Consider the following 26,590-nt stretch of genomic DNA (forward strand, 5'->3'; position numbering starts at 1 on the left):
TGGCAACGACAAAGCGGAGGGGAGAGATGATGCGAAAAACCCTGTTGCGCGCCACGATAGGGCCGATGCTGACCGCGTTCGTACTGGGGTCGACATCGGCTTTCGGGGCCCAGTCCGACGACATCAAGGTCAATCTGGAGCGCCCGGAGCAGGCCAGGATTACCACGGGCATCAACGTGATCCAAGGATGGGCCCTGGCACCCGACGGCATCGATCGCGTGGAGCTCTACATCGACGAGGATCCGGACGGATCGCCGAACCAGGTGCTCGCCTATGGTGGCTCGCGTTCCGATGTCTGCGCCGGGCGGACACCCACGCCGCCGGACTGCCCAAACGCCGGCTTCGCGGCTACGTTCAACTACAACCTATTTGACGACGGCCGGCACGAGTTCACGGTACGGGCGTACGACAATAACGGGGATCACAACGACGATTCGGTACGGTTCACGGTGAAGACCCTCGGCGAGGAGTTCGTCGACGGCGAGAGGATCTCCCTGCCGGCCTTCCAGATCCGCAATGTGCTCAAATCCAACTCGGGCGCCGACAACCAGCGCTACAACGTGGAGTTCGAGTGGAGCACGGCAGCCCAGGCGTTCGTGATGACCGACATTGAGGAGCGGGCCAGCCTCATCGCCTTTCTCCCGCCCACAGCCCCGAGTGGGCTTACCGCCACCAAGGCGAGCGGCAACGTCGAGCTGGAATGGACGGACACGACGAACAGCGGCGACATCGGCCAGGAGCAGTGGTTCGTCGTCGAACGGAAATTCAGCATCCTCCCCGGTGGCGGCGAATTTCGCGTCATTGGGGTGACGCGGGCGGAGGCCACCGAGTTCGTCGACGACGACGTCATCCTCACCGTCGGCATCGGCAGCCTCGCGGGCACCTATACCTACCGGGTAAGCGCCGCTGTGCCCTCCGGCACGAGTGCCAGCGGGGAGGTCGTGGTGAATCAGACCCAGGACTCCTTGGTTGACGACTCACCCGACCTGGATCTCTAAGGCCACACGCTGGGCGTAAAACGCGGGGGCCTCACTTTGGCCCCCGCCATCGTCATCGGATACCGCGGGCGTCCAGCTCCGCGCCGAGCTCGTCAATGAACGCCCGGGCACGATCCCGATCCCGCCGCGGAGTCATCAGGCTCACCGCCACGAACAGCGCCACTGAAAGCCCGGCCGACCAGAACGCCGGCGGCACGCCGAACGGCGCGTAGCCGCCGAGCTGCATCACCGTCACTGCGATACCGGCCACCAGGATGCTCGAGATGGCCCCGGCGGCGGTGCCGCGGCGCCAGAAAAAGGCGCCGACGATGGCCGGCACGGTGACCAGCAGCCCCGTGGAGGACGCCACCGACAGGATGGATATGAGGTCGAGCTCGAGCCGGGCGAAGAGCACGGCGATGACCGTCATCACCACCACCACCAGCTTGCCCGCGAGCAGCTCGCTCACCCGCCGATCGGTGCCGAGCCAGGGGCGATAGACGTCATGGGAGACCATGGCCCCGAGCGTGAGGAGGATGGAGTCCACGGTGGAGACCGCCGCGGCGAGGATCCCGACCATCAGCACCACGGCCACGGCGGTGGGGATCACCTCCGAGCCGATGAGCCGCGCCGTGGCGAGGTCCGGCTTGTCCAGCCCCGGCAGCAGCGCCAGCGCCGAGAAGCCGAAGACCACGGAAACCACCGTGTAGACAAACCCGAGCAGCAGGAAACCAGCGATCATGGTGCGCATCGCCCCCAGGCTCTCCGTGGTGTAGAGCCGCTGGCTCACCTGGGGATTGCTGATGGAGAAGAAGAACCAGGGCAGGGTCAACGCCAGGAAGGTCTTCAGGTCGAACAGCCCGGGACCGGGCACGGTGAGCCAGTCGCCGCGCTCGCTCTCGATCGTGTCGATGAAGCCCCCCACGCCACCGAGGGCGGCGAGGACGAAGCCCACGGCGATCAAGCTGGTGACCAGCATGATCACCACCTGCAGGACATCGGTCCACAACACCGAGCGCAGCCCCGCCACCAGCGTCCAGACCAGCGTGAACGCCGCTCCGAGCAAAATCCCCGCAGTAAACGGCACGGCACCATCGCTGGCCCCAGAGAGCAGATAACCGATACCCATGAGCTGGACCGCGCTGTAGGGGACCAGGAACACGCAGGAGGCGAGGGCGACGATGGCCGCCAGCGCCCGGCTACCGTAGCGGTCACCGAGCATCTCCGAGGGCGTGACATAGCCGAAGCGCCGGCCCACCAGCCAGAAGCGGGGGCCGAAAATCACCACCAGCCCGAGGCCGGAGAGATAAATGAGCTCGAAGCCCAGCGCGCCGACGCCACCGGCATAGGTCAGGCCCACCAGGCCCACCATCATGAAGGCACTGTAGGTGGTGGCACCGTAACTCAGCGCGGAGACGATGCCCCCAACCCGCCGGCCAGCGAGGTAATACTCGGTGACGCCCTCACCCAGGCGCCGCCGGGATGCCACGGCCACCGCCACGCCGAGCACCGCGTAGAGGATCAGGACGAACCACACCGCCGCGGTCATACCCGCCACCCCCGGAGAATGCGCAGTATGATGGCGATCGCCGCCGCCCCGAAGACGAGCCAGAACAGGAAGGCGGCGGCGAAGCGCTCCTGTCCCTGCAACAGGGCGTAGGGCACGACCACTGCCAGCACGATCAGCACCGCCAGCGTGATCAGCCAGCGCCCACCCCGTGTACGGTTGTCGTCCATTACACCCCCGTGTTGACGCCCCTTCGCACCCGCGGTCAGCCGGCGGCGAGCAGGCGGCGCGCCCGCTCCACGTGCGGGACCGTGTGCTGTGCCGGCAGGCCATCCAGCAACCGGGCAAGCCGCTCGCGCTCCTCACGGCCGTCGGCGGTGGCGGTGATACCGTAATCGAGACGCACGGACTGGATCCGGATCAGCTCCATTACGGCATCCTGCTCCGCCGCCAGGGCCTCGGCATGCCGGAGATCGACGTCGGCGGCCTCGCGATCGCGCTGCATCAGATAATCAATCTCGCCACGACGCCGGTAGAGCTCCGGAAGGAAACGTTTGTTGCCGATGCGTGCCACATCGGCCATGGCCTGGGCGAGCACCGAGCGCGCCGGCGCCAGCCGGCCAAGGCCGATAAGGGCATCGATCTGCAGCCGCAGCAGGATCGTGCTGACACCATACATCACATGACGGATGTCGCTCACCGCCTGCTGGAGGAGCCGAAGGCCGTCCCGATCCCCGCTGCGGGCCCGGGCCCAGCCCAGCAGCGCCTGTCCCGCCCGCCGCCACAGGGCATAATCGCGCTCCTCGGCGACCCGGAGGAGGCGCTTGGCGACCTCGGCCGTGGTCTCCACGTCCCCCCCATACTGGGCGATCAGGGCCTGAAACGTGTAGCAGAAGACCTGGCTCGGGGGGTGCCCCTCGGCGTCCGCCTTGGCCACGGCGGCATCGGTGACCTCCCGGGCCCGCCCCGTTTCCCCGAGGCACCACAGCGTGAGCGCCCCGAAGGACTCCCCCGCGAGCGCGGGGTCGTCGCCGAACGCCCCTACCAGGGCACCATGATCACCGTCATCGTAGAGGCCCGTCAGGGTCTCGAAATACTGGCGGGCGCCATGCAGATCGCCCCAGGAGAAACGGCAGTTGATCTGCGCGTAGTATGCGGCCAGCCGCCTCACCCGGTCATCCTCGCTGTCCGCGAGCTCCAGCATCCGGTCGGCGATGCGCTGGGCCTCGGCGAAACCGGCATGGGAGCTGGCACCGTGCCATTCCCCCCAGAGGAGGAGGAAGTGGCGGCCGGGGTCCGCCTGCCACGCGTGCAGGGCACGGGCCCGCTTGAAGGTGGCGTATACCCGGCCGTCGCCGTAGCCGCGGCTCGCCATATCGGCAAGGCCCAGACCCAACAGGCACTCCACCATGCGCGCCCGGCGGGTTTCCTCGTCTCCGAGCTCCTCAGCAACGGACAAGGCATCACGGAAATGTCGGGACGCCTCATCGTGGGCCGCCCGCGCCAGGGTCTGGTAGCCGGCCCGGATCCGGTAGGGCAGGGCAGCCACCGGCTGTTCCCCGCGAGTGAGATGGTGGGCCAGATAGCCCGGGCGCTGCCAGGCGATCTCCGGGTAGCGCTCCTGGATCACCTCAGCGATGCGCAGGTGCCTCTCGGCGCGCTCGCTGTCCAGCTGGCTATCATAGACCGCCTCCCGGATCAGGGCGTGACGGAAGCGGTACCAGTGGGTACCGCCCAGACCGCGGGCGCTACGTTCAACGAAACCCGCCGCCATAAGATGCTCCAACCCGGCCTCGATCTCGTCGCCGTCCAGGGTGGCAATGGCGGCGAGCATCTCCCCGTCGAACTCTCGGCCAAGGGTCGCGGCGAGCTGTGCCAGGCCCCTGGTGGACCCTAGGCCCTGCAATCGGGCGGAGAGCAGGTCCCGGAGCGTCGCCGGCACCGTGACCGCCATCGCATCCTGGCGATGCTGCCGGGCGAGCTCCTCGATGAACAACGGAATACCGTCGGCATAGTAGAGGATCTGCCGGCGCATCTCGGCGGGCATCTCGCCACCGGCGATGGCATCGAGGAGCTCCGCGCTCTCTGACTCGTTGAGGCGCTGCAGGTGCAGCCGTACTACGGGATCCTCGCTGCGCCAGGGATAGACGGTCCCGGGCCGGCCGCTCACGAGGAACAGCAACGGCCGTTCGGCAAGCCCCTCGATGGCCCGCCTCAACAGCATGACGGTAGTGGGGTCGATCCAATGCAAATCCTCGACCACAACCAGCAGTGGGGCACGGGCCGTGAACGCCGCAGTGACCTCCATCAAGAGGTCCAGGAGGCGGTCACGCTGTTCCACGGCGTCGGCGAGCGCCTCCGTCATCCCCTCACGGCACGCCGACGGGTCCGTGTCGAGCAACCGCCGCAGTCCCCGGGCGGCGTCATCCGGCAGGTCGCCACACTCGGCCAGGAACGCCTCCATGGCGGCATCCCAGTCCGTGCCATCGCCGGGCGTCAGCCTCCGCTCCAGATGGCGGCGCAGGGCGTCGATAACTGGGTACAAGGGCTGGCGGCGGTGCTCCGGGGAGCAGCGGAGGTGGAAAACGATCCCGCCACCGGCGTATACCTCGTTGAGCCACTCCTCGACGAGACGGGTCTTGCCCACCCCCGCCTCCCCCTCGACGATAACCCGCTGCAGCCCGTGGCGGGGCACCCGCCGCCATTCCCGGCGCAGGTGCTCGAGCTGGGCACGGCGCCCGATGAATGGCGACACACCACCGAGTTGCCGCGAGATCGCGATCCGGTCCTCGAGCTGGCGGTCCGCAGTCACCTGATAGAGGGCATGCTGCCCCGCCGGATCTTCCAGCGGCCGACTGTCGAAGCACGGGTACACGCGGGTATGAACGGCGGCGGTAATCACACACGCATTCGCAGGCGTGCGCTCGGCGAGACGGGAGACCGCCTCGGAGAGGTCCCCGGCGGGATCGGGGAGCGCCGGGCTGCCGGTGGTGAGCAGCCAGTCGGAATCGACGGCCACCTGGAGCGTTCCCCCCGCCTGCACGGTCCGGACGATGCGGAAGGCGGCGCGTACGGCCTGCATGGTAGTAGTGTCACCCGCCTCCGGCAGCCCGAAGTAGATGATCAGCCGCCCGCCGTGGGAGCGCCCCGGAAGCCCCCCGAATTCTTCCACGATCGCACCCACCTGCCGGCTCACGTCACTATAGACCCGCGCACGCTCTTCGGGACCATGGGTGGCGTCGGGGCGGAAGGTCACCGCTACCACGCTGACCAGACGGCGCTCGAGCCCAGAGCCTTCGTCGGCGAGCGCCAGGCGGCGCATCTGCTCACGGCGCGTCAGCAGCCGCTCGCCGAGGGCCACGGTCTCCGCCTCCGGCGTCCGCCCTTGCTCCTCGAACAGGCGCTCGGCAAGCGCATCATAATGGCGGATGGCCTCGTCCACGGCCTCGTTATGATGGAGCAGACGAAGGAGAATGCGGTGAGCCGCCTCGGCGTCAGGCTCTATGGTGATGAATCGACGTGTGTAGTCCAGGGCCCGCTGTATCGCCCCGGCCCGGGTCAGGCAGGCGGTGAAACGCTCCAGGACCGCCACCACGGCGTCACGGTAGTAACGGCGGCACCGGGTCAGCCATTCCGCCACCGACGGCGGCAGGTCGCCGGAATCGAAACCCTGGAGGAACGGGCCACCATAGGTGTCCAGCACGGCCTGCATCCCCTCCAACGCCGGACGGCAGGCCGCGGTGTGGCGCCCGTGACCACAGCAGGGCGGGTCCCGGGTCAATACTTCGACATCCACCCAGTGCGGTTCCTCGCTGCTGAAGCGCACCGCATCACGGCTGAGCTCGATCCAGTCATGGGCGCCATCGCAAGCTGTGGCCAGCCGCTGACGCAGCTGGTAGAGGGCCTGGCGAAGGTTGTTGCGGCCAGCACGATCGCTGAGCTCCGGCCAGAAATCCGCGGCGATCCGCGCCCGTGGCACGGCGACCGCCTTCTCAACGGCGAGATAGGCGAGCAGGGCACCGGATTTCGTCCCCTCGAGGCCCTCCACTGGCCGCCCGTCCACAGACACCGTCATGGGTCCGCAAAGTCGCAGGCTCAGACCCCTCATTCGGAAATCCCCCTCCGGCCCGGGAATGGGACAACCCCAAAGGCCACTACAGGATTGTCGTCAATCTTTCGTTCGTTTTGTTGTACAAACGGGTACTGTATCAAATATGGACTTCCGCACCCTCGAGACGTTCGTCTGGATCGCGCGGCTCGGCAGCTTCCGCGCCGCCGCCCAGCGGCTCTATGCCTCCCAACCTTCGGTGTCCTCGCGCATCGCCAACCTCGAACGCCGGCTCGGGGTGGCGCTGTTCGACCGCGCCGGCCGCGGCGTCTCGCTGACCCCCCGGGGCCGCGACATGCTCGTCTATGCCGAGCGACTGCTGGCGCTACAGAGCGAGATGCTGGACGCCGTGGCCGAGCCGGACGCGATCCAGGGAAGCATCCGCCTCGGCGTGGTGGAGACCATCGTCTACACCTGGCTACCCGAGCTCATCGAACAGGTGAATGAGGCCTATCCCGCCATCAGCCTGGAGCTGGATGTAGACACTTCGGTAAACCTCGCCGAGAAGCTGGCGAGCCACGACGTGGACATCGCCTTCCTCATGGGCCCCGTGAACCAACCGGACATCGCGAGCCAGGCGCTGTGCCGCTATCCCCTGGAGTGGGTGGCGAGCCCGACCCTGGCCCTGCCGCCGGAACCCGTCCCGCTGACGGAGCTGGCGCGCTGGCCGGTGATCACCTACCCTCGCCTGAGCCAGCCCCATCTTGCCCTGCAACGGCTGCTCAGCCGCGCGGGGGCGCGCCTGCGCATCCACGCCAGCTCCTCGCTGGCCACCATCATCCGCATGACCGTCGACGGCATAGGCGTCAGCGCCCTGCCCCCTGAGATCATCCGCAGCGAGCTCGACCGTGGGGCGCTGAGACCCTTTCGCGCCGAGGTAGCGCCGCCGGAGCTCGCCTTCCACGTCGCCTACACCGACACCCCCGAGTTCACCGTCTCCCGGGCGGTGGCCGATCTGGCCATTCAGATCGCGGCGGGGACATCGGGTGATAGAGATTCCTGATCAAAGTTGATCCGAAATATCGATTGGACCAAATAGGCGCTGTCGCCTAAGCCTATAGGGAGGCCAAATGGTGCAACGGCAACGCCTATGCGATCGGCAGAGCACAACGACACGGGGACCGGCACCGATGTCCGGCTCGCGTCCCGAGAGGGTCGGCTAACCGGCCAGACCGCCGGCCTCGCGCCTGGTTACGTGCAGGTCAATCTGGTCATCCTCCCAGAGGCAGAGGCGGCGGCATTCCTGCGCTTTTGTACGGCCAACCCCAAACCCTGCCCCCTCATCGCCGTCTCGGAACCGGGCGCCCGCGACTGCGCCGCCCTCGGCGCCGACCTGGACATCGCCCGGGACGTGCCCCGCTACCGCGTCTTCCGGGACGGCGAGGTGGTGGCAGAGCCCACGGCGGTGGACGAGCTCTGGAGGGATGACCTGGTCACCTTCGCCCTGGGCTGCTCGTTCACCTTCGAGCATGCCCTGCTCGCCGACGGCATCCCGCTGCGTCACGTGGCCGAGGGACGCAACGTGGCGATGTACCGCAGCAACATCCCACTGACCGCGGCAGGACCCTTCAGCGGCGAAATGGTCGTGTCCATGCGGCCGCTGCGCCCGGCGGACGCCATTCGCGCCATACAGATCTGCACCCGCTACCCCGGCGTGCACGGGGCGCCGCTGCACATCGGCTACCCGGAACACATCGGTATCGATGACCTGCAGCACCCCGACTACGGGGACCCGGTGGCCGTGGCCGAGGACGAGCTGGCGGTGTTCTGGGCCTGCGGGGTCACGCCGCAGCGCGCCCTGGAGGCGGCCGGCCTGCCTTTCGCGATCACCCACAGCCCGGGACACATGCTGGTCACCGATCGAAGCGACCACGAGCTCGCATTGCTGTGAGCCGCAACGACAACGATCGACGAGGAGCGAAGCGATGAAGAGACCAATCACTGCAACCGCCACTGCCGCCCTGTTGCTGGGCGGCGCCGCCCAGGCCCAGGACCTGCCGGCCACGGAGTTCGCCTACGTGGGGAGCTGGTCCAGCCTGTCGCTGTATCAGAACTTCGAGAAGCCCTTCTGGGGGGAGCACCTTGCCGACGCCTCCGACGGGCAGGTCACCGCCGAGGTCACTACCTTCGACCAGATGGGCCTCGGTGGCGGCGAGGTATTCCGCCTCCTCTCCCAGGGGGTGTTCGACGTGGGCTCCACCGTGGGCGACTACACCGTCTCCGACGCACCGGAGCTCGAGGGTATGGACATGCCCATGATGGCCCCGGACGTGGCCACCGCCCGCGAGGTGGTCGCCGCCTACAAGCCGGTGCTCGATGACATCCTCTCCGAGCGCTTCGGTGCCAAGCTCATCGCCGCAGTGCCCTACCCCTCCCAGGTGGTGTTCTGCAACGCCGAGATCGACGGCCTCGCCGATCTCGAAGGCAAGAAGATCCGCGCCAGCGGCCGCAGCACGGCGAACTTCCTCGAGGCCATCGGCGCGGAGGGAATCACCCTAAACTTCAGCGAGGTGCCCGGCGCGCTGGAGCGCGGGGTCATCGACTGCGCGGTCACCGGCTCGCTGTCCGGCTACAGCTCAGGCTGGCACGAGGTCTCCACCCACCTCTATCCCCTGCCGGTGGGCGGCTGGGACTACGTGGTCACGGCCATGAACGGCGACAAGTGGGACGGCCTCGCCCCGGAGGTCCAGGACTGGCTGATCACCCAGGCGGAGGACCACTACGAGGACCCGGTGTGGTCATCGGCGGTGGACGAGACCGAGGAGGGCGTCGCCTGCCTGACCGGCCACGGCGAGTGCGGCCGCGGTGATGCCGGCGACATGACCCTGGTGGAGGCCACCGAGGAGGACTTCACCTACGCCCGCAGCCGCCTCGAGGACGAGGTGCTGCCCGCCTGGGCGGAGACCGTCGATCCCGACGACCTCCGGCGCTGGAACGAAACCATCGGCGAGGTCACCGGCCTCACCGCCGAGGCGAAGTAAACCCACCGTTAGCCCCGGCCCCCCGCGGGGGGCCGGGTACGGGCGTCCCATGGCACGCATCGCACACCTACTCGACCGCCTGCTCGCCGGCATGAGGAGCATCTCCCTGTGGCTTGCAAGGCTCGGCGGCCTACTCATACTGGCCACGGTGGCCATGGTAGCCCTCGAGATCGCCAGCCGCGGCCTGTTCGGCCGCACCATGGGCGCCTCCACCGAGCTCTCCGGCTACGTGCTGGCCATTAGCGCGAGTTGGGCCTTCGCCTACTCGCTGCTGGAAAAGGCCCATATCCGCATCGACGTGGTCTATGTGCTCATGCCACGACCCGCCCGTGCCCTCATGGACCTGCTGGCCCTGACCGCCCTGGCACTGTTCTGCCTCTTCGTCGTGGGAGCGGCCGGCGAGGTCGCGATGAAGTCCTTTCTCGGCGGCTCCGAGGCCAACACCCCGCTACGGACACCGCTGTGGATCCCCCAGGGCCTGTGGGCCGCGGGGCTCGCCTGGTTCAGCCTGGTGGTGGCCGCACTGCTGCTGCGGGTGCTGGTAGCACTGGCCGGTGGTGACACCGCGAGCATCCAGCGCGTGGCCGGCAGCCGTACCCTCGACGAGCAGATCGCCACCGATACCGAGGAGGGACGGGCATGATCGGCATAGCCCTGCTCGTCCTGCTCGCGCTGCTGGTGCTGAGCATCCCGGTGGCGGCGACGCTCATCGCCCTGGCGCTGTTCCTCGACGAGTTCTACTCGCCCTTCCCCCTGTTCCGGGCCATGGGGGAGGTGCTCTGGTCGGCCTCCGACAGCTTCCTGCTGATCGCCATACCGCTGTTCATCCTCCTCGGTGAGGTGCTGGTCCGCACCGGGGTGGCCCGCAAGACCTACGAGGCCCTGGAGGCCTGGCTGTCCTGGCTGCCCGGCGGGCTGCTGCACGCCAACATCGGCACGGCGACGCTGTTCTCGGCCACCTCCGGCTCCAGCGTCGCCACCGCCGCCACCATCGGCACGGTGGCCATGCCCCAGGCCGGCCGGCTCGGCTACGACGAGCGGCTGTTCGCCGGCTCCATCGCCGCCGGCGGGACCCTGGGGATCATGATCCCGCCGTCGATCAATCTCATCGTCTACGGCTTCCTCACCGAGACCTCCATCCCGCGGCTGTTCGCGGCAGGGCTGCTGCCGGGGCTAATGCTCGCGGGCCTGTTCATACTCGGCACGGCGGTGATCTGCACCCTGCGGCCGGGGCTCGGCGGGCCGCGGCGCCATCACGACTGGAGACGGCGGATCACCGGGCTGTGGCACCTGGTGCCGGTGCTGGGCCTGTTCGCGCTGGTGGTCGGGTCGATCTATGCGGGCTGGGCCACCCCCACCGAGGCCGCGGCCCTCGGCGTTGTGGGCGCGCTGGCCATCGCCGCCGCGATGCGACGGCTCACCCTTCGGGTCCTCATCGACGCCGTCGACGGCACCATGCGCACCACCGGCATGATCATGCTGATCATCATCTCCTCGTACTTCCTCAATTTCGTGCTCGCCTCCGCCGGGGTCACCCGGGACCTGGAGGCACTCATCGAGGGGGCGGGCCTGGGGCCCTACGGCACGCTGGTGCTGGTGATCGGGCTCTACATCGTGCTGGGCTTCTTCGTGGAGACCCTGTCGCTGATGGTGATCACCATCCCCATCGTGGCGCCGCTGATCATCGCCCAGGGCTTCGACCCGGTATGGTTCGGCATCCTGCTGATCCTGCTCATCGAGATGGCGCTGATCACCCCGCCGGTGGGCCTCAACCTCTATGTGGTCCAGGGGGTGCGCGGCCACGGTTCGCTCAACGAGGTGATGCTCGGGGCCTTGCCCTACGTGGGGCTGATGCTGCTGACCGCCGTGCTACTGGTCCTCGCACCGGGAATCGCCCTGTTTTTGCCTTCGGTACTCAACTAGACAACGGAGACCCCCATGCTACGTTTCACCCTTGATGGCGAGGCCGACATCGAGGTCGACATCCGCGAGTTCGTCATCGCCGGCTGGGCCGGCCGCGACGATGCCGCCATCCAGGAACACATCGACGAGCTCCGTGCCATCGGCGTGACCCCACCCTCGGCCACCCCGCTGTTCTACCGGGTCGGCTGCAACCTGGCCACCACGGCCCCGGAGGTGGAGATGCTCGGCGAGCACACCAGCGGCGAGGTGGAGGTGCTGCTGGTGGGCACCCCCGACGGCACCTGCGTAGGCGTGGGTTCCGACCATACCGACCGGCAAGCGGAGTCCTGGTCGGTGGCCCATTCCAAGCAGTTGTGCCCCAAGCCGGTCGCCGCGGAGCTGTGGCGGCTCGAAGACGTCCTGCCCCATTGGGATCAGCTGCGACTCGCCTCCCACGTCGTCGCGGACGGCGACCGGGTGAGCTACCAGGAAGGCCCGGTCTCCGGCCTCCTCCCGCCGGGCGACCTGCTCGAGCGCTTCGGCCGCAAGGAGATCGCTCTGCCGACGGGCACCGCCATGCTCTGCGGCACCCTGCCGGTGGCCGGCGGGCCACGGCCGGCGGCGCGCTTTGAGATGGCACTCATCGATCCGGTCCGCGGCCGCCGCATCGAGCATGCCTATGCGGTGCGCCCCCTGCCAGTCATTGCCTGAAGGGCCAGCCCATGGAATCGCCACGCCCGCTCACCGAGCTCGCCGAGGCCATCGCCACCGGCCGGGAGACCGCCGCGGCCACCCTGGAGCGCGCCCTGATGGGCACCGAGGAGGCGCCGGACGCCCACACCGCCGTGTTCGCCGGCACGGCCCGCGCCCAGGCCGCGGCCTGCGACCGCCTGATCGCCGCCGGCGCCCCGGCCGGCCCCCTGGGCGGGGTCCCGGTATCCCTGAAGGCGCTGTTCGACGTCGCCGGCCGGGTCACCCATGCCGGCTCCCGGGTGCTCGCCGATACACCGCCGGCGGCGCGGGATGCGGCCGCTGTAACGCGGCTGCGCCGGGCAGGGGCGGTGTTTACCGGCCATACCGTTATGACCGAGTTCGCCTACTCCGGCCTGGGGCTCAACCCCCACTACGGCACCCCCGGAAACCCCCATGGCGAAGCCCGCATCCCCGGGGGGTCCACCTCCGGCGGCGCGGTGTCGGTGGCCCTGGGCATGGCCGCGGCGGCCCTGGGTACAGATACCGGCGGCTCGGTGCGCATCCCCGCGGCCTTCTGCGGGCTCACCGGCTTCAAGCCCACCCAGCACCGGGTGCCGCTGGAGGGGGCCTTTCCGCTGTCGTACAGCCTGGACTCCGTGGGCCCCATCGCCCCGCGGGTCGCGGACTGCGCGCTGATGGACGCCGTGCTCGCCGGCGAGCCGGAGCGGGCGTTCCATGCCGCCCCGGTGGCGGGGCTGCGCCTGGCCCTACCGGACCGCTACCTCCTCGACGACATGGACGACCCCGTGGCGGGGGCCTTCGAACGCGCGCTCTCCGTCCTCAGCGAGGCCGGTGCCCGCGTCACCACCGTGGCCCTGCCGGAGCTCGACGATCTCGGTGAGCTCCTCGCGGGCGGCGGCCTCACCGCCGCCGAGAGCTACCACGTCCACCGCCACCTCCTCGCTGAGCGGCGGGACCGCTACGACCCGCGGGTGTGCACGCGCATCGAGCGCGGGGCCGATCTCTCCGCCGCCGACTACCTGGCCCTGCGGGATGCCCGGCACCGACAGAAGGAGACCATGGACCAGCGCCTGCAGGAATTCGACGCCATCCTCGCACCGACCGTACCGGTGGTGCCTCCCGCCTTCGCCGAGCTCGACGCCGACGAGGACTACGCCCGGACCAACCTGCTGGTGCTGCGCAACCCCACCGTCGGCAACCTGCTGGATCTCTGCGGGATCACGCTGCCCTGTCACCGTCCCGGAGAGCTGCCTGTGGGGATGATGCTCCTCGGCCGGGGTGGCAATGACCGCCGGCTGCTGGCCCAGGCCGCCGGCGTGGAGGCAGTGCTGGACGACACGCGACGGTGATGACCCTTTCGCTGCTGGTGAAGATGGCCACCACGGCGGTGGTGGTCATCGGGGTCACCCTGGCGGTGGCCCGCCTCGGTCCGCGCCTGGGGGGCGTGATCGCCGGCACCCCCATCGTCCTCGGCCCGGCGTTCTTCTTCCTGGGCCTGGAGCGCTCCGCGGACTTCGTCGCCGAGGCAGCGCTAGCGGCCATTCATGCCCTGACCGCGACGCTGGTGTTCCTGATCACCTATGTGGCGGTAGCGGGTCGTCTGGGGCCGGTAACAAGCTTGCTCGCGGCAGTGACAGCCTGGGGCCTGTCGGCCAGCGCCTTCGCCACGCTCCCCGGGGGCTATCCCCTGGGTCTTGTGGTCTACGTGCTGGTGTTCGGCCTTGCCTTGGCCGCCCGTCGGTGGCTCCGGCTGTCCCAGCCGCGGGTACAGGCGCCGAACCGCTGGCTCGACCTGCTGCTGCGGGGGCTCGCCGCCGGCGTGCTCGTGGGGGTAGCGACCACCGTGGCGGCCGCCGCCGGGCCGAAGATCTCCGGGACGCTGACCGGGTTCCCAGTGGGCTTCACCGTCATCGCGCTCACCCTGCACCAGCGTTTCGGCGCGCCGGTAGCCCGGGCCACCCTGGCCGCCGCCCAGGGCGGCATGTTCAGCCTGGTAGCGTTCGCCGCCGCCGCGGCGGCCACCGCCCCCGCGCTGGGGGGCATGGGGGCATTCTGGCTGGCGCTGGGGAGCTCGCTGGCGGTGAGTACCGGCCTGTTCGCCCTGAGCCATTTCACCGACGAGCAACGGCCCCGCCGGGGCCGGGAGGCACCATGAGCGATGAACGCGGGGAGCGGGGCACCACCGACTCCCGGACCAGCGGCGAGAACAACCGACGGATCCTGCGCCGCGATCCGCATCCCCACCTGTTCCGGCCCGTGACCTTCCGCGGCGTGACGGCACGCAACCGCATCATGCTCTCACCGATGTGCCAGTACTCGGGCAGCGACGGCCTCGCCAACGACTGGCATTTCATGCACCTAGGTGCCCGCGCTGCCGGCGGTGCGGGGATCGTGTTCACCGAGGCGGTCCACCTGCAACCCCGGGGCCGAATCACCCCCCACTGCCTGGGCCTGTGGAACGACGAGCAACGCGACCGCCTCGCCCGGATCGCCGGTTTCATCGACGAACGCGACGCCGTAGCGGGCATCCAGCTCGGCCACGCCGGGCGCAAGGCATCGGTGGGCCGGCCCTGGGAGGGCTCGCGACCCATCCCGCCGGAACAAGGCGGCTGGCCGGTGGTCTCCGCCTCGGGGCTGCCCTACGCGGAGGGTTGGCCGGTGCCGCGGGCGATGAACGACAGGGACATCGCCGACGCCCTGGAGTCGCTGGCCGCGGCGACCCGACGGGCCCGGGAGGCGGGCTTCCGGATCCTGGAGCTCCACGGCGCCCACGGCTATCTCATCCACCAGTTCCTGTCACCGCTGAGCAATCAGCGGGGCGACGGCTACGGCGGCAGCTTCGACAACCGCATCCGCTTCCTGCTGGAATCGGTGGAGGCGGTGCGCAGCGAATGGCCGGCGGAGCTGCCGCTGTTCCTGCGCCTGTCGGTGACCGACTGGGTGGAAGGGGGCTGGGACGAGCGGCAGTCGCTGCGCCTGGCCCGGGAACTCGCCGCGCGGGGCGAGGTGGACCTCATCGACTGCTCCTCCGGGGGCAATGACCCCCGGCAACGCATACCGGTCCACCCCGGCTACCAGATCCCCTTCGCCCGCCGGCTGCGGGCCTCCGCTGGCATGCCCACCGGCGCGGTGGGGCTGATCCACAGCGCGGACCTGGCGGAATCGGTGATCGCCAACGGCGACGCCGATCTGGTCATCCTCGGGCGCGCCCTGCTCGCGGATCCGGTCTGGCCACTGCGGGCCGCCGCCACCCTGAAGACCGAGGACGCGGACTGGCCGGTGCAGTACGAGCGCTCCAATATCTTCTGAGCAGCGTCGTCACCCCTCGCCGCGGATCCGCCGAAGTGCCGCCTCCGCAACGTCCACCCGTACGGTGCCGGCGGCGACCAGCTCGTCGGCCACGCGATCCACCTCGTCGCCCACGGCGCCGGCCATCACCGCGATGTTCTTGGCATGGAGGGCCATGTGGCCCTTCTGGATACCGGTAGTGGCGAGTGCCTTCAGCGCAGCGAAGTTCTGGGCCAGGCCCACCGCGGCGATGTTCCGGGCCAAGCGCTCCGCGGAGGTCACCCCCATGATCTCCAGGCACGCCCGCGCCGTTGGATGGGAGCGGGTCGCACCGCCGATCAACCCCACCGCCAGGGGCATCTCCAGGGTCCCCGTGAGGTTGCCATGGGCATCGACCTCCCAGCGGGTGAGCGAGCGATACTGACCGGTGCGGGCCGCGTAGGCGTGGGCCCCCGCCTCCACCGCCCGGGTATCGTTGCCGGTTGCCAGCGTGACCGCGGTGACACCGTTCATGATGCCCTTGTTGTGGGTGGTGGCGCGGTACGGATCGGCCTCTGCGAAGTCATAGGCGGCGATCATGCCGTCACGCACCGACTCACCGCCGATCGTCGCCGTGTTCCAAGTAGCCCGGGCGCGGGCGAGACGACGGTCGGCAAGGTTGGAGAGGATGCGCAGGTTGGTACGCCCGCCGGTCCACTCCGCGATGGCCGGTGCCACCGCCTCGGCCATGGAGTTCACGGCGTTCGCCCCCATGGCATCACGGGTGTCGACCACCAGGTGGGTCACCACCATCGAACCGGTACGGGAGGCGAGCACGCGGACCTCGATATCCCGGAAGCCACCGCCGTATTGCAGCAGCACCGGATCCGTATCGTCGCAGATCGCCTTGATGTCATCGCGGTGCTCGAGGATCCGCAGCCGGGCGAACTCCGGGTTGGGCACATCCACCAGCTGGACCTGGGCGATCATCAGCGCCCCGGACATGGCGGTATGGAAGCCCCCGCTGTCGCGGCACTGGCGGGCCGCGTTGCTCACCGCCGCCACCACCGAGGATTCCTCGGTGGCCATGGGCACCAGCACCTCCTCGCCGTCGATCATCAGGTTGGTGGCGATGCCGAGGGGGACGTTGAACGTCCCGATGACGTTCTCGATCATTGAATCCGCGACCTCGGCGGGGAGGTTGCCGGTATCACGGAGCCGCTGCCGCGTCGGATCGTCAAGGCCGGTGATCTCCGCCACCCGCGCCAGGCGCTCGTCGGGGGGCAGCTTGAAGAATCCGGGTATACGGGAAGTCCTCTCGGCCATTGCCGTCTCTCCTCGTGGTCAGGAACGCACGGACTGCGCCAATCGCTCGGGCAGCCACGTGACGATCTCCGGGAACATCATGAACAACGCCAGCGCCGCCGCCTGCAGGAGCAGGAAGGGGATGATGGCGCGGTAGACCGTTTCCATGCCGATGCCGGGCGGCAGCACCCCCTTGAGGTAGAACAGGGTGTAGCCGAACGGCGGGGTGATGTAGGCCATCTGCGCGGTGATCAGGAACAGCACCCCGAACCACAGGGCATCGAAGCCCAGGGCGTTGATCACCGGCAGGAAAACGGGGACGCACAGCAGGATGATGCCGATCTCGTCGAGGAACAGCCCCAGGAAGACCAGCACCCCGATCATTGCCAGTAACACCAGCCAGCGGTTGACCTCCAGGTCCTGGATGAATCCGAGCAGGAAATCACCGCCGCCGGTGCCCGTGAAAATGGACACGAAGGCCTTAGCGCCGATGGTGATCCACATGATCATCGCCGTAACCCGCAGGGTATCCCAGGCCGCGCCCTGGAGATTGGCCAACGTCAGCTCGCGCTGAACCGCCGCCGAAAGCAGCGCCCCCAGGACACCGATGGCCGCGGCCTCGGTGGGTGTGGCGATGCCGCCGTAGATGCTGCCGAGCACCCCGACGACGATGACCGTGGGCAGGATCAGCGAGCGCAGGGCCATCAGCCGCTCGGCCAGGCCGGCCGGGGGCTCGTCCGGCCGCGGCGCCATGTCCGGTCGGAGGCTCGCCAGGGTGACCGCGTAGGCCATGTACAACCCGGCGAGGATGAGGCCGGGGACGATACCGGCGGCGAACATGCGACCCACCGAGATCTGCGCGGTGGCCGCGTACACGATGGTGATCACCGACGGCGGGATGAGGATGCCCAGCGTGCCGCCCGCGCAGATCGTGCCCAATGCGAGTCGTGGATCGTAGCCCCGGCGCAGCATCGAGGGCAGCGCCAGGATGCCCATGGCCGCCACGGCGGCGCCGACGATGCCGGTCATCGCCGCCATCAGGGTGCAGATGGCGACGGTACCCACGGCCAGGCCCCCGGGCAGGCGGCGGAACCAGACCTCCATGGCCCGGTAGAGGGAATCGATCAGCCCCGATCGCTGCAGGACGCTGGCCATGAGCACATACAGGGGAATGGCGAGCAGTACCTCCGAGGTCATGGTGTCCACGGTCTGCAGGACCGTGAGCACCAGGGCCTGGCTGCCCCACAGGGAGAGCGTGAAGAACACCGCCAGCGAGGCGAGGACGAAGGCCAGCGGCATGCCGCTGAGCAGCAGGACCAGCAGTCCCAGGAACATCACCGCGAGCACGCCGCTGGAGGTCATGCCTTTTGCCCCCCGCTACGCGCCCGCTCCACGGCCGCGATGGTCTCGGCCAGCGCCTGGGCCAACAGCAGAGCGAAGGTCACCGGGATGAGGAGCTTGACTGGCCAGATCGGCGGGTTCCACGCGGAGAACGAGGTCTCGCCGCTGGCATAGGCGTCCATGGCCACGGGCCAGCTTTCCCGCACGACGATCACCGCCAGGGCGATGATTATCGGGAAGGTCAGGCAGTCGAGCAGGGCCGCCACCCGCGGCGGCAGCCGATTGTAGAGGATGTCCACGTTGACGTGGCCGCCGACGTGCAACAGGTAGGGGCCGGCGAGCATGAAGTAGGGCCCGAGCAGCAGGGTCGAAAGCTCCAGCGCCCACACCGTCGGATCGTTGAAGAAATAACGCAGGACCACCTCATAGGCGATCACCGCCACCATTACGAACACCAGCACCGAGACGACGCCGGCGAGCCAGCGGTTGAGCGTGGTAACCACGGTGCAGTAGCCGCGAAGCCAGGCCATCATGGAGATCCCGTGAAGGCGCCGCCGCCCGTACGGGCGGCGGCGGTAGCCGCTCAGCCGATCAGGCCGAGCTCGCGCATGAACGAAAGCTGGCTGTCGAGGATGCGCCCGGCGAGCTCGTCATCGCCGGCGGTCTCGCGCCAGACCTCCATCGCCGTGGGACGGCCGTTCTTGGCGATTTCCGGACCCAGGTGGATGATCTCGCAGCCCCGCTCCTCGAACTCGCGCAGGGCGATGACGTCCTGGGCCAGGATATGCTGGCGTAGCGCCGCCGAGATCTCCCGTGCCGCCACCTCCAGCGCCGCCTTGTAGCTGTCGGGTAGCTCATCGTGGGCCGACTGGTTGGCGACGTAGCTGGTGGCGGTAGTGGGTTGGTGGAACCCGGGGACGATCACGTACTTGGCCACCTCGTCGAGGCCCGCCTCCAGGTTGGCGGTCAGGTCGCCGCGGTCAGCGAAATCGATTACGCCCTTCTCCAGCGCCTGGTAGACCTCTGCGGTCGCCATCGGGGTCACGGAGACATCGAAGGCGCCCATCACGGCGCTGGCCAGCCCCACGAAACGCCCCTTCTTGCCCGCCATGTCGTCCAGCGAGTGCAGTGGGAACTTGGAGTGGATCGGCTCCTGGCCATAGACCGTGGGGGCGATGTAGTGCATGCCCGCCTGGGCGTAAGCCTCGCGGGCCATCTCCAGGCCGCCGCGCTCGTAGAACCAGGCCTCGTATTGATCCGGCTGCTCGAAGCCGAAGGGGATGGTGCTGGTAAAGGCGAAGGCCGGGATGGTGCCCGCCTTGTAGCCGTCGAAGGTCTTCATCATCTCGAAGGCCCCACCGCGCACCGCCTCGAAGGCCTGGGCGGACGGGGCGAGCTGGCCACCGGAGAACAAGCGGATGTTGAAACGACCGCCGGTCAGCTCCGAGACCCGCTCCACGTAGCGCTTCTCGAATTCGTAGGGCGTCGTGCCGGCATCCCAGAGCGCCTGCATGCGCCAGGACACCTCGGGCCCATCCTGGGCGAGGGTGAGTGAAGGAAGCCCCAAAGTGGACGCGGCGGCGCCGCCGGCGATACCCGCCTTGAGAAACGAACGGCGATTGAGCCTGCGCTCGGTCATGACCTCTCCTCCCGTTTTGGCTGTTGTATTGTCAGGCTCGGACAATCCGGACCCTCGAACAAGGCACAGTTTCGGGATTCGTACTCCATACTGTACCTTCCCGAAATTGGTACAGTTGAGGGACGGGATGATGGAGAATGGCTCCCGGGCCGATCGCATCGCCGCCCGGATCAGGGCAAGTATAGACGCCGGACAGCTCCCTGCCGGCAGCCGCCTTGCCTCCGTACGGGCCGCCGCCCGGGAGTACGGCGTATCGAAGAACACCGTGGTCGAGGCCTACGACCGGTTGGTGGCCACCGGCCACATCGAGGCACGGCGCGGCTCCGGGTTCTATGTCGCGCGGCCCGTGCGCCATCCGGCAAGCGCACCGCCGCCGCACTTCACCGAGGCCATCGACCTGGTGTCTCTGCTGCGCGAGCAGCTCAACCAGCACTACGAGGTCCGCGCCGGGGACGGCCGGCCACCGGTGAGCTGGATGGAGACCTCGGAGCTCGGACGGTACCTGCGTCGCGGCAACCGCCAGGGCGTGGAAGCGGACGATTTCGAGTACGGCCATCCGCGCGGCTATCCGCCACTGCGCGAGACCATCGCCCGGACACTGACCGAGCGCGCCATCAACGCCGGCGCCGAGCAGGTACTGCTGACCTTCGGCGCCAACCATGCCCTCGACCTGCTGGTCCGCCACTTCGTGACCCCCGGCGAGACCGTGCTCGTGGAGACCCCGGGCTATTACCCGCTGTTCGGCAAGCTCCGGCTGCACCGCGCTGCCATGGCCGGGGTACCCCGCGGCCACGACGGCCCGGATCCGGCGGCGCTGGAGGCGGCCATACAGCGCCACCGTCCCCGCCTGATGTTCGTCCAGCCGCTAGCCCACAACCCCACTGGCACATCCATGTCCCTGGCGGCCATGCACCGGCTGCTGCGTATCGCCGAGCGCCACGACCTGATCCTCATCGAGGACGACCCCTTCGCCGATCTCATTCCCCATGTCACCCCGCGGCTGGCCGCACTGGACGGCCTGCAGCGGGTGATCTATCTGGGTACGTTCTCCAAGACCCTATCCGCGGGCCTGCGTAGCGGCTATATCGCCGCCGGCGAGGGGCTGATCGACTCGCTCACGGACATCAAGATGCTCACGGTGGTCACCAGCTCGGGGGCCGTGGAGCGGATGATCCACGACATGATCCTGCGCGGTCGCTACCGCCGACACCTGGCCCGCCTCCGCGAGCGGGTGGCGCGGGCCGGTGCCGAGGCCATCACCGCGCTGGAGGGCATCGGCATCCACGGCATCGAGCCGCCCGCCGGCGGCTATTACCTGTGGTGTCCGCTGCCCGAGGGCATGGACGACGTGGCCCTGGCCCGGCGGGCCTCGGCGGAGGGTATCTTCCTCGCCCCGGGCACGCTGTTCCGACAGCCCGACGGCCCGGGGCCGCCGGCGCTGCGCATCAATATCTGCTATGCCACCGATGCCCGCCTACTCGACTTCCTGCGCCGGGAGATCACCCCACGGCTCAGCGCCGGCGGTAGCGCGCCAGGGTGAGCCCCTCCAGGTCGATCTCCGGATCCCGGCCCAGCACACAATCGGCCACCACACGGCCGGCACCGGCGGCATAGGTCCAGCCCAGATGGCCGGCGCCGGTGTTGAGGAACAGCCCGGGTACGCCGCTGTCACCGAGGATGGGCGGGCCGTCCACGGTCATGGGCCGGAGGCAGGCCCAGTGCTCGGCGCTGCGCCGATCGACCCGGGCGGCAAAGCCGGGGAAGTTGGACAGGGCCTGGCGGATGACGATATCCACCCGGCGGGAGACGATTTCCCGGTCCATGCCGGCGAATTCCGCGGTGCCGGCCAGGCGCAGGCGCTGGCCCAGGCGGGTGATGACCACCTTGCGCTCCTCGTCGATGATGGGCACCCGCGGCACATCGTCACCGTCATCCGCCGCCAGGGTGGCGGAGTAGCCCTTCACCGGCCGTATCGGGAGCTTGATGCCCAGGGGACGCAACAGGGCGGGTGCGTCCACGCCGGCAGCCATCACGTAGGCGTCCGCCGTGATCTCGCCGCGGTCGGTGACCACCCGGCGGACCCCGCCGGCATCGCCGTCAATGCGCTCGATGGTCTCATTGAGGCGCAACTCGCCACCGCGCTCCACCACCGCCGCGCCCAGGGCCTCGGTGAAACGGCGGGCATCACCGGATTCATCATCGGGATAGTGGATGCCACCGGCGATCTCCTCGCGGACCCCGGCGAGGGCCGGCTCCAGTTCCGTCACGCCGGTGGGCTCCAGGTGGGCAAAGCGCACACCGAGGGATTCCGTCAGCGCCGAGGCCTCCACCGCCTTGTCCAGCTCCCGACGGCTGTGGAAGAGCTTGAGGATGCCGCGAGAATCGGCATCGTAGTCCAGCCCGAGGGCCTCGCGCAGGGCCTGTGTCTCGCGCAGGCTGTATACCGCGAGGCGGGTATTCACCCGGGTGCTGTGCTCATGGTGGCGGGCGCGACTGTAGCGCAGAAAACCCAACCCCCAGCCGGCGAGGTTGGGGATCTGGCCGGGGCGCAGCAGCAACGGGGAGTCCTCCCTACCGATCCAGCCGATCAGCTGGCGAATGGCATCGGGGGTGTTCCAGGGCTCGGTATGGCTGGCATGGAGCATGCCGCCATTGGCATGGCTGCCTTCGGCGGCCAGCTCCGATTGCCGGTCCAGCAGGGTCACGGCATGCCCCGCCTCCGCAAGGTAATACGCCGTCGCGGTGCCCATCAGCCCGCCACCCATGACCAGTACGTGCACGATCGCCTCCTGTTCGTGGTGCACCGGCAGTGTAGGGGGACGGACGTCGTCGTGACCAGCATGGCGAACTTGTCGGACAAATATGTTTGATTTAGGCTTTCCGCCTAATAAGATCTGACAATTACCCGTGGGAGTCGATTGGCGGTGACACAGCCGGGGATCAAGCCGTTTGCGGCCGCCTTGCGAGGGGCCGGGTTCGAGGGCGATGTGCTCGACGGCATCGGCGATCGCCTGGCCATGGCCACGGACAACAGCGTCTATCAGGTGCTCCCGGCCCTGGTGATCGCCCCCCATCACCGCGAGGACTGCGAGCGGCTGATGGCGGTGGCGGCCGACCAACGCTTCCGTGATATCCGCTTCGCCCCCCGGGGCGGCGGCACCGGCACCAATGGACAGTCGCTGACCGATCAGGTGGTGATCGACACCAGCCGGCACATGAACCGCATCCTCACCCTGGACCCGGAGGCCGGCGAGGCCCGCGTGGAACCGGGGGTGGTGCTCGGCCAGCTGAACGCCGCCCTCGCCCCCCATGGGCTATTCTTCCCGCCGCACACGTCGACGGCGAGCCGGGCCACCGTGGGCGGCATGGTCGGGACCGACGCCTGCGGCAAGGGATCCCGGCGTTACGGGCGCACGGGGGATTACCTGCTGGAGGTCGCAGTGGCGCTGCCCGACGGCCGCCGGTACCGGTTCCGGCGGCTGTCCACTGAGACCACCGGCGCCGCGGAGACCGCGGGGGCCCGGGCGGCCAGCGCGCTCCGCGCCATCGTGGAGCCGCATCGGGAGGCGATCCGTTCGCGGTTCCCGGCCATGAGCCGGTCGCTGACCGGCTACAACCTCCGCGACGCCTTCCCGGACAGCGGCGACGTGGATCTCGGGCGTCTGGTGGCCGGGGCCGAAGGCACCCTGGGCCTGGTCACGGAGCTGGTGCTGCGGATCGTCCCGCTACCCCGGCACCAATCACTGGTGGTGGTCCGCTACCCGGATTTCGATGACGCCCTCGCGGATGCGCAGCGTCTGCTCGTCCACGAACCCGCCGCGGTGGAGACCCTGGATCAGCGCATCTTCTCCCTGGCCCGCAGCGACAGCGACTGGCCGCGGGTCCGCGAAGCCCTCGCTGGCGACCGGGGCGACGACGCACCACCGCTGGTCACCAACTTCATCGAGATCAGCGACACGGACCCGGAGGTGGTGGAGCGGCGGGTGGCCGCGCTGCGCGGGGAGCTGGAGGCGCGCGAGGATCACGCGGGCTTTCACGTCACCGCCGACGAAGCGCTGATCCGGCGGCTCTGGGGGGTCCGGGCGAAGGGCGTCGGCCTGCTCGGCCGCACCCCCGGCAGGCGCAAGCCGGTGCCCTTCGTCGAGGACACGGTGGTGCCCCCCGAGCACCTAGCGGACTACATCCGCGAGTTCCGCGCCCTGCTCGACCACCACGGCGTGGACTACGGCATGTTCGGGCATGTGGACGTGGGCTGCCTGCATGTCCGGCCCACCCTGGACCTTACCGACCCCTCGGACGCCGAGCGCCTGCGGGTGATCAGCGACGAGGTGGTGGCGCTGGTGCAGCGCTATCGGGGGCTGCTCTGGGGGGAGCACGGCAAGGGGGTGCGGGGCGAGTACACCGAGACCTTCTTCGGCCGGGAGCTCTATGGCGTCCTTGCCGCGGTAAAGCGCTTCTTCGACCCGGACAATCGAATGAACCCGGGCAAGATCGTGAGCCCCGACGGTGACGCGGACACCATCTGGCGAGTCGACGGGGTGACCCTGCGCGGCGAACTCGACCGGCAGGTGGATCCGAGCGTGCGCGAGCGCTGGGGCAAGGCCTTCGAGTGCAACGGCAACGGGGCCTGCTTTGACTGGGACATTTCCCAGGTGATCTGCCCGAGCTACAAGGCCACCCGGGACCGCGTGCATTCCCCCAAGGGGCGTGCCATGCTCCTGCGGGAGTGGCTGCGCAGTGACCGGCTCCCCGCCGAGGAACGGGCGGCCCTGGAGGCGGTGACCCATGAGTCCATGCAGGGCTGTCTCGGCTGCCGTGCCTGCGCCACGCAGTGCCCGGTCCATGTGGATATCCCCGCCATGCGGGCGCGCTTCCTGGATGCCTATCATCGTCGCCACCGACGGCCGGCGCGGGACTACCTCCTCGCCGGCATGGAACACCTGTTACCCACCCTGGCCCGGCTGCCGCGCATGGCGAACGCCCTGATCCACGCCCGCCCGGGGCAGGATCTGGCCCGGCGCATGGGGCTGCGCGCCCTGCCCCCGCTGCCAAGCGCCCACCGTTGGCGGGCGGCGGCGGACTGGCCCGCCCGTCACGCGACGGCCCTGGGGCTGCTACGGGCCGATTCGCGGGCCGTCGCGGTGGTGCCGGACGCCTTCACCCGCTATCTGGAGCCCATGGTGCTGGATGCGGCGCTGCAAGCGATCCAGGGCACCGGCCATCGGCCGGTGGTGTTGCCCTACCAGCCATCGGGGAAGGCGCAGCACGTGCACGGGTTCATGAAGGCCTTCCGGCGCAGCGCCACCCGCCTTGGCCGGCACCTCGCCGAGGTCTCCGCCACCGGGCGACCGGTGGTGGCCGTCGAGCCGAGCGTGGCGGTGGCCCTCGAAGAAGAGCATTCCCAAGGGGGTGGCACGGTACGCCATCTCCCCGAATGGCTGGCGGCACAGCCGCCCCTGCGGGGGTCGGCCCCGTCATCCGGGCCCGGCTACCGGCTGGCGCTGCACTGTACTGAGCAGACCGCCGAGCCCGCGAGCGCCGAGCACTGGCGGACCCTGTTCGCCCGCGCCGGGCTGGAGCTGGAGATCCTCTCCACCGGCTGCTGCGGGATGGCGGGCAGCTACGGACATCTTCGCGAGCACGAACACACCAGTACCTGGCTGTTCCGGCAGGGCTGGCAGCCCCACCTGGAGGCCGCGGATCCGCGGCCGGTCCTGGCGACGGGCTATTCCTGCCGGCATCAATCCCACAACGTGGCGGGCATCCGTCCCGCCCATCCCATCGAGATACTGGCGCGTCGCCTCGACGGCCAGTGGCAACCGCAACGGAGCGAAGGAGCGAGAGATGAGCAAGCCGCATAACCGCAGCCACCGGCTGGTCACCGCACTGCTGGCCGCCGCCACCCTGGGCCTGGCGAGCGTCGCCCACGCAGAGACAACCATCCGCCTCGGCTGGACCACCGCCGACAGCGAGGTCGATCCCTACGCCATCGCCGCGCACTACTTCGCCGAGGAGCTGGAGAACGAGGCCCCCGGCGAGTTCGACGTGAAGTTCTTCCCCAACCATCAGCTCGGCAATGACACCGAGATGCTGCAGGGCATGCAACTCGGCACCCTGGACGCCGGGGTGATCACCGGTACCCAGGTGGGCCAGCTGGACTCGGGCTTCCAGCTCAACGACCTGCCCTTCCTCTACGCCAACAACGCCCAGGCCCACGCGGTGCTGGACGGCGAGGTGGGCCAAGAGCTCCTGGACCGCCTCGCCTCCCAGGGCATCGTCGGGCTGGGCTTCCCGGAGGCGGGCTTCCGGCACGCCATTAACAACGTCCGCCCCATCCACGAGCCGGCGGATTTCGAGGGCGTGAAGCTGCGGGTGCAGCCCAGTGATCTGTTCATCGCGAGCTTCCGCGCCATCGGTGCCAACCCGGTACCCATGGCGTGGAGCGACGTCTTCACCGCCGTCCAGCAGGGCACCGTCGACGGCCTGGAGATCCCGCTGCCGGTGATCTACGCCAACAAGTACCCGGAGGTCACCGATTACCTCTCGCTGACCCGGCACACCTACAACGCCCTGGCCCTGCTGATGTCCAAGCAGACCTTCGACGCACTCAGCCCGGAGCTCCAGGAGGCGGTGCGCAGCGCGGCGGAGACGGCCATCGAGCGCCAGCGGGAGACGGTAGCGGGCAACAACGACGAGATCCTGGCCAACATTCGTGAGGCCGGCATGGAGGTGAACGACGTCGAGGACGTCGAGGCCTTCCGCGACCGCGTCAGCGGGGTCTACGAGGAATACCGCGACGCCATCGGCCCGGAGCTCCTGGACCGCGCCCTGGAGCAGGTCAGCGAGTAG

Annotated in this window: 21 protein-coding genes; 13 read left to right on the forward strand and 8 right to left on the reverse strand. The window is 69.1% G+C overall.

The features are described from left to right. The first annotated feature begins 26 nt into the window (after nt 1–26). Nucleotides 27–998, forward strand: a complete 972-nt coding sequence (locus tag ACQ754_RS08630; protein ID WP_440996613.1) for a hypothetical protein — start codon at nt 27–29, stop codon at nt 996–998. Nucleotides 999–1,050: 52 nt separating this feature from the next. Here ACQ754_RS08630 and ACQ754_RS08635 read toward each other — a convergent pair whose 3' ends face one another. The 3 genes from ACQ754_RS08635 to ACQ754_RS08645 are packed head-to-tail and all read right to left on the reverse strand — an operon-like array spanning nt 1,051 to nt 6,592. After that, entirely contained in the window at nt 1,051–2,526 is a 1,476-nt protein-coding gene (locus tag ACQ754_RS08635) for a sodium:solute symporter family protein (protein WP_440996614.1), read from the reverse strand. Then, entirely contained in the window at nt 2,523–2,714 is a 192-nt protein-coding gene (locus ACQ754_RS08640) for a hypothetical protein (RefSeq protein WP_440996615.1), read from the reverse strand. Before ACQ754_RS08640 ends, ACQ754_RS08635 begins: the two co-directional genes overlap by 4 nt. Before the next feature lie 35 nt (nt 2,715–2,749). Continuing rightward, nucleotides 2,750–6,592: an AAA family ATPase gene (locus ACQ754_RS08645; RefSeq protein ID WP_440996616.1), complete on the reverse strand. Its 3,843-nt coding sequence runs from the start codon at nt 6,590–6,592 to the stop codon at nt 2,750–2,752. A gap of 106 nt (nt 6,593–6,698) precedes the next feature. Between ACQ754_RS08645 and ACQ754_RS08650 the strand changes: the two genes are divergently transcribed. The 9 genes from ACQ754_RS08650 (at nt 6,699) to ACQ754_RS08690 (ending at nt 15,498) form a co-directional block, all read left to right on the forward strand. Then, entirely contained in the window at nt 6,699–7,595 is an 897-nt protein-coding gene (locus ACQ754_RS08650) for a LysR family transcriptional regulator (protein WP_440996617.1), read from the forward strand. Nucleotides 7,596–7,682: 87 nt separating this feature from the next. After that, nucleotides 7,683–8,483, forward strand: a complete 801-nt coding sequence (locus ACQ754_RS08655; protein ID WP_440996618.1) for a putative hydro-lyase — start codon at nt 7,683–7,685, stop codon at nt 8,481–8,483. Nucleotides 8,484–8,517: 34 nt separating this feature from the next. Continuing rightward, nucleotides 8,518–9,573: a TRAP transporter substrate-binding protein gene (locus ACQ754_RS08660; protein WP_440996619.1), complete on the forward strand. Its 1,056-nt coding sequence runs from the start codon at nt 8,518–8,520 to the stop codon at nt 9,571–9,573. 49 nt (nt 9,574–9,622) lie between these two features. Further along, entirely contained in the window at nt 9,623–10,216 is a 594-nt protein-coding gene (locus ACQ754_RS08665) for a TRAP transporter small permease subunit (protein WP_440996620.1), read from the forward strand. Further along, entirely contained in the window at nt 10,213–11,496 is a 1,284-nt protein-coding gene (locus tag ACQ754_RS08670; protein WP_440996621.1) for a TRAP transporter large permease, read from the forward strand. The genes ACQ754_RS08665 and ACQ754_RS08670 overlap by 4 nt, the downstream gene beginning before the upstream one ends. Before the next feature lie 15 nt (nt 11,497–11,511). Then, entirely contained in the window at nt 11,512–12,186 is a 675-nt protein-coding gene (locus ACQ754_RS08675; RefSeq protein ID WP_440996622.1) for a DUF2848 domain-containing protein, read from the forward strand. A gap of 11 nt (nt 12,187–12,197) precedes the next feature. Then, complete coding sequence (locus ACQ754_RS08680) at nt 12,198–13,538, forward strand: amidase (RefSeq protein ID WP_440996623.1); 1,341 nt, start codon at nt 12,198–12,200, stop codon at nt 13,536–13,538. Then, entirely contained in the window at nt 13,538–14,344 is an 807-nt protein-coding gene (locus tag ACQ754_RS08685) for a hypothetical protein (protein WP_440996624.1), read from the forward strand. Before ACQ754_RS08680 ends, ACQ754_RS08685 begins: the two co-directional genes overlap by 1 nt. Continuing rightward, nucleotides 14,341–15,498 (forward strand): NADH:flavin oxidoreductase/NADH oxidase, encoded by a 1,158-nt coding sequence (locus ACQ754_RS08690; protein WP_440996625.1) that lies wholly within the window; start codon nt 14,341–14,343, stop codon nt 15,496–15,498. The genes ACQ754_RS08685 and ACQ754_RS08690 overlap by 4 nt, the downstream gene beginning before the upstream one ends. Nucleotides 15,499–15,507: 9 nt before the next feature. On the opposite strand, the gene ACQ754_RS08695 is transcribed toward ACQ754_RS08690, so the two are convergent. From ACQ754_RS08695 to dctP, 4 genes are read right to left on the reverse strand one after another with little or no spacing between them, the layout of a single operon-like run. Then, nucleotides 15,508–16,782 (reverse strand): hydroxymethylglutaryl-CoA reductase, degradative, encoded by a 1,275-nt coding sequence (locus ACQ754_RS08695; RefSeq protein WP_440996626.1) that lies wholly within the window; start codon nt 16,780–16,782, stop codon nt 15,508–15,510. 18 nt (nt 16,783–16,800) lie between these two features. Further along, nucleotides 16,801–18,123: a TRAP transporter large permease gene (locus tag ACQ754_RS08700; RefSeq protein ID WP_440996627.1), complete on the reverse strand. Its 1,323-nt coding sequence runs from the start codon at nt 18,121–18,123 to the stop codon at nt 16,801–16,803. Further along, entirely contained in the window at nt 18,120–18,635 is a 516-nt protein-coding gene (locus tag ACQ754_RS08705) for a TRAP transporter small permease subunit (protein ID WP_440996628.1), read from the reverse strand. The genes ACQ754_RS08700 and ACQ754_RS08705 overlap by 4 nt, the downstream gene beginning before the upstream one ends. Before the next feature lie 50 nt (nt 18,636–18,685). After that, nucleotides 18,686–19,741: a TRAP transporter substrate-binding protein DctP gene (gene dctP / locus ACQ754_RS08710; protein ID WP_440996629.1), complete on the reverse strand. Its 1,056-nt coding sequence runs from the start codon at nt 19,739–19,741 to the stop codon at nt 18,686–18,688. Nucleotides 19,742–19,868: 127 nt separating this feature from the next. Between dctP and ACQ754_RS08715 the strand changes: the two genes are divergently transcribed. Beyond that, on the forward strand, nt 19,869–21,281 hold the full coding sequence (locus ACQ754_RS08715; protein WP_440996630.1) for a PLP-dependent aminotransferase family protein: 1,413 nt from the start codon (nt 19,869–19,871) through the stop codon (nt 21,279–21,281). On the opposite strand, the gene ACQ754_RS08720 is transcribed toward ACQ754_RS08715, so the two are convergent. Then, entirely contained in the window at nt 21,253–22,521 is a 1,269-nt protein-coding gene (locus ACQ754_RS08720; RefSeq protein ID WP_440996631.1) for a D-amino acid dehydrogenase, read from the reverse strand. The genes ACQ754_RS08715 and ACQ754_RS08720 overlap by 29 nt on opposite strands. Before the next feature lie 144 nt (nt 22,522–22,665). On the opposite strand from ACQ754_RS08720, the gene ACQ754_RS08725 reads away from it, so the two are divergent. Both ACQ754_RS08725 and ACQ754_RS08730 read left to right on the forward strand, forming a co-directional pair. Next, nucleotides 22,666–25,602 (forward strand): FAD-binding and (Fe-S)-binding domain-containing protein, encoded by a 2,937-nt coding sequence (locus tag ACQ754_RS08725; RefSeq protein WP_440996843.1) that lies wholly within the window; start codon nt 22,666–22,668, stop codon nt 25,600–25,602. Next, nucleotides 25,586–26,590: a TRAP transporter substrate-binding protein gene (locus tag ACQ754_RS08730; protein WP_440996632.1), complete on the forward strand. Its 1,005-nt coding sequence runs from the start codon at nt 25,586–25,588 to the stop codon at nt 26,588–26,590. The genes ACQ754_RS08725 and ACQ754_RS08730 overlap by 17 nt, the downstream gene beginning before the upstream one ends.

Source organism: Arhodomonas sp. SL1 (assembly GCF_052060015.1).
Lineage (GTDB): Bacteria > Pseudomonadota > Gammaproteobacteria > Nitrococcales > Nitrococcaceae > Arhodomonas.